The organism is Pseudoalteromonas sp. AOP7-A1-14 (assembly GCF_052376275.1).
In the GTDB taxonomy this organism is placed as follows: domain Bacteria; phylum Pseudomonadota; class Gammaproteobacteria; order Enterobacterales; family Alteromonadaceae; genus Pseudoalteromonas.
Map to the genome: position 1 here is coordinate 1 of NZ_JBQSVO010000286.1, position 537 is coordinate 537.

General features: G+C 40.4%; 2 protein-coding genes. Both read left to right on the plus strand.

Going from position 1 to position 537, the window contains the following annotated elements:
• Positions 1-123: 123 nt before the first annotated feature.
• Positions 124-357: a hypothetical protein gene (locus ACT3RM_RS18135; protein WP_226898113.1), complete on the plus strand. Its 234-nt coding sequence runs from the start codon at positions 124-126 to the stop codon at positions 355-357.
• Positions 350-537, plus strand: a 188-nt coding sequence (locus ACT3RM_RS18140; RefSeq protein WP_444511548.1) for a hypothetical protein, incomplete at its 3' end; no start/stop codon positions are given. The genes ACT3RM_RS18135 and ACT3RM_RS18140, both read left to right, overlap by 8 nt.

Consider the following 537-nt stretch of genomic DNA (forward strand, 5'->3'; position numbering starts at 1 on the left):
AAAAAGGGTGAGATCAGTCAACACCTAGTCTAAGACTAAACAAAGGCGAAGAGGCATTAAGTTGTCGCTGAGTTACACGAAGTGTTTCCAGTAGATCTTACAAACACATAAAGGTTATACATTTTGACAGATTTTGATCCTGTATCTGAAGTTGCAGCCTTAAAAGCTGAAACTAAAATGATTAGAAAGCGTAGCTATAAGCAACGAAAAAGCCGGTTAGACAAATACCATACAGAGCTGGTTGCAATGCACAAACAAGGAGCGACAATAGCGGAGTTAACACGCTGGCTACGAAAAAAGAAGGCTATCAAAGTAGCGGATTCTACCGTTAATCGTTGGCTACAAAATCGTGAGTAAATTTGCCGCTAAATCACCAGAGCAACAAGCTAACTCGGTAGAAAAAGCTTTACAAAAAGCTGATGCCGTCGCTTCAGTTCGTACCTTATCGAATTACACAGAACGTTTAGAGCAAGTCGCTAAAAACATGCCCGAATTTGGCATACAAGGTGAAATTAGAGATTTAACACCAGCAACTGC